Origin of the sequence: Oerskovia enterophila, assembly GCF_001692445.1 — a bacterium.
GTDB lineage: Bacteria > Actinomycetota > Actinomycetes > Actinomycetales > Cellulomonadaceae > Oerskovia > Oerskovia enterophila.
Genome location: NZ_MAQA01000106.1, coordinates 1 through 2,794, shown reverse-complemented (window position 1 = coordinate 2,794; position 2,794 = coordinate 1). Strand labels below are relative to the sequence as shown.

The following is a 2,794-nucleotide window of genomic DNA, read 5'->3' as shown; positions in this document are numbered from 1 at the left end:
GGCTAACAACCATACGAAGCGGACCCGAAGGTCCATAATCATGGCTACAAACCGAAAACATGACGTTTTCAATTCATACCAAATAAGAAGTCTCAACACGAACACACAACACACACCGAAGGTGCACGCCATGCGCCCATGCAGGACAATTGGCATTAACTATCAAGCACACTGTTGAGTTCTCAAGCAACCGACACGCACCGACTCCAACCCGTTTCCAGGCCTTCACTCGGGGCAACTTCTTAATCTTATCAGACTCTCCGGGGCCTTCCAACTTCATGATTTCTCGTGAAGCGAGCCTTCCAAGTCGGCCACATTCCCTACTCCTCGAGGACACGAATGTCCTCAGAAGTCTCAAGGAGGTTTGGCTCACCCGGGGGATCCAGCCACTTCGCGGCGGCTCCGAGGAGCTTCGCAGTGGTGTCTGTTCCTCCCTGCCGGGCTGACTCAGAGAACATTACTGGGGGAGGCCCCTCTGGTCAAACCCGCTCAGGGTGACCCCGGTCACCGCGTCGGCGTGCCCCGATCGGAGCGTCTCAGGCGCCGATACGCGCCGACGTCGGGCCCGGCGAGTGCGCAGCAGGACCGCGTCGCGCGCGATCGTCCGGTGCGCACGACGTGGAGTCCTTCCCCGCCGGCTCTTGGCGCCCAGATCCCTGGTGGCTGCCCCCGGCTCACGCCGGATGGGACTACGGTCGGCGAGGGCGGCCGGCCCGGCCCCGCGGACGTGGATCCGTGCGCGGCGGACCGTCGTCGACCTGCACGATGGGCTCCGTCCTGGCCTTGACCCTTCACTCCCCGAGGAGACTCCTTGATCCGCGTCCACGTTCCCTGCAGGGTGCAGGAAGCCGACCTCCCTCGGGCCCTCGCTGTCTACGAGGAGCTCGTCGCCGCCACCAGGCGCGAGCTCGGCTGCCTGTCGTACGAGCTCCTGCAGCGCGAGGACGAGCCGACCTCGCTGCTCCTCACCGAGGAGTGGGAGTCCCACGACCATCTGATGGCTCATACGCAGACCGAGCACTTCATCCGTCTCGTGGCAGAGCTGGAGTCACTCGAGGTAGCCGAACCTGCTGTGTTCTTCCGACGCATCCTGTAGCTCGAGGACGCTGTCGCACGGTCTGGGGACCACTCTCATCCAGCGGGGAGGTCTGACATGGCCTCCCAGTGGGCGCGGCGCTCGATCTCGGGTACGTCCGTGAGCGTGCTGGCGACCGCCGCGACATCCTCGACCGTTGCGGCGGGACCTGCGTCGACGGTGACCCAGTACCCGTCGCGGTACGTTCCGAACGTGAGCCCATCGGGGCGGGCCCAGCCTCCGTCGACGATGCGGCAGCGGTCGGCGAAGTCCGCGTAGGTCTGTCCTACGATCCAGCTCGCCTCGCCGGAGGACAGCAGCCAGCACGCGAAGCCGTCGGGGTCTTCCTCACCAGGGTCGCCCCACACCGACATCGTGATCGTGAGTTCCCGTCCGTCCCGGTCGACCCCGACTTCGGCGCCTTCTCCAGTGAGCGTGCGGAGGTCGGTCCGGGCGCCGGTCAAGGTCGTCGTCGCGCCAGGGAGCAAGTTGTCGTACATCGCTTCACGTGCCGCGACGTTGCTCGCTCTGGCTGCAGCGGCCTCCTGGGCGGCATCCGACGCGGCCTGCCAGCCGTACAGCACGGCGACGAGGACGATCGTGAGTCCGCCGAACAGCTTCGCCCACCTCGGGAGTGCAAACGTCGAGATCCCCGCCACGAGGGCGCCGATCACCACCGGCACCGGGACGCCGTAGCGCGGGTCGAGGGGGATCTCGCCCTGCGCCACGAGCTCCGCTCCGATCGCCGCTGGGACGAGCAGAGTGAGCACGAATGCCAGCCCGATCCGGCGCCGTCCTGTGGCTGCCCGCAGGATCGCGGCGTTGGCGAACGCGATCCCGACGAGCAGCAGAAGGCCGAGAGGAAGCATGACGGCCGGGGCGAACAAGACACCGACGACCAAGGCCGGGCCCACTGCGGCGCCAAAGGCGGCGAGGGCGCCGCAACCCAGTGGCACAGCGACGGCAGCGAGGCGGTCCGGCGGGGTGCCGGTGTCCTCGGCGGCGGGCCGTAGCGCGGTCATCCGCCGATGCTAGCGCCCGGCTGCGTGCGGATCCGATGGCCAAGCGGCGAGGACCCCACCGCCCAGTGGTACCGCGACGGTCCGGCATCGGGGTGCCTGTGTCACCAGCGGCTGGCCGTAGCGCGGTCACGGACGCTCCTCCGTCGGAGGGCCGACCTGAGCTGGTCGACACGACCGTCTGTCCGTCGACCAGCCCGACGCACGGCTGGTGGAGACGTCGCCACTGCTGCGTGCGGGCTGTCGATCAGCTGTCGAAGCGCTCCAGACATCGATGTCAGCGAGCCGCCTCGGGGTGGACCCACACCCGCCGCGTGCTGCCGCCCTCCCGGGAGAGTTGTCAGAAGGCGGCTGAGGTATAGCCCGGTGAGGTTCTGACACGCGGTCATGGCGGTGGTGTTGTCAGAAGGTGAGCGGGGTATGGGCCGGCGCAGTTCTGACGACCGAGCTCTGGGTACAGAAGTGCCCCGGGCACGGGGTGCTCGGGGCTGGGTGTTCATGGCCGACTGCGTTGGCGGGCCGGCGGTGCAGTGGGCCTTGTGGTGCCGGCGTGGCCGAGTGTTTGGGGGGTATGCCAAAGGCCCACCCCGTGTGGGGTGGGCCTTTGGTGAATGGTTGTCCGGCGGCGACCTACTCTCCCACCCCGTCTCCAGGGCAGTACCATCGGCGCAGAGAGGCTTAGCTTCCGGGTTCGGAATGG

General features: G+C 67.3%; 2 protein-coding genes and 1 rRNA gene. 1 reads left to right on the top strand and 2 read right to left on the bottom strand.

What is annotated here, in order from left to right; genetic code table 11:
* The first annotated feature begins 811 nt into the window (after positions 1 to 811).
* On the top strand, positions 812 to 1,096 hold the full coding sequence (locus tag OERS_RS20355) for a putative quinol monooxygenase (RefSeq protein ID WP_068627789.1): 285 nt from the start codon (positions 812 to 814) through the stop codon (positions 1,094 to 1,096).
* Positions 1,097 to 1,131: 35 nt separating this feature from the next.
* On the opposite strand, the gene OERS_RS20350 is transcribed toward OERS_RS20355, so the two are convergent.
* Entirely contained in the window at positions 1,132 to 2,097 is a 966-nt protein-coding gene (locus OERS_RS20350; protein WP_139107969.1) for a hypothetical protein, read from the bottom strand.
* 614 nt (positions 2,098 to 2,711) lie between these two features.
* A 5S ribosomal RNA gene (gene rrf, locus OERS_RS20345) occupies positions 2,712 to 2,794 on the bottom strand; the annotation flags it as partial.

What these genes read in the sequence shown, in the direction of transcription:
- OERS_RS20350 (WP_139107969.1), bottom strand. Translation starts at nt 2,097, where the DNA reads ATGACCGCGCTACGGCCCGCCGCCGAGGACACCGGCACCCCGCCGGAC.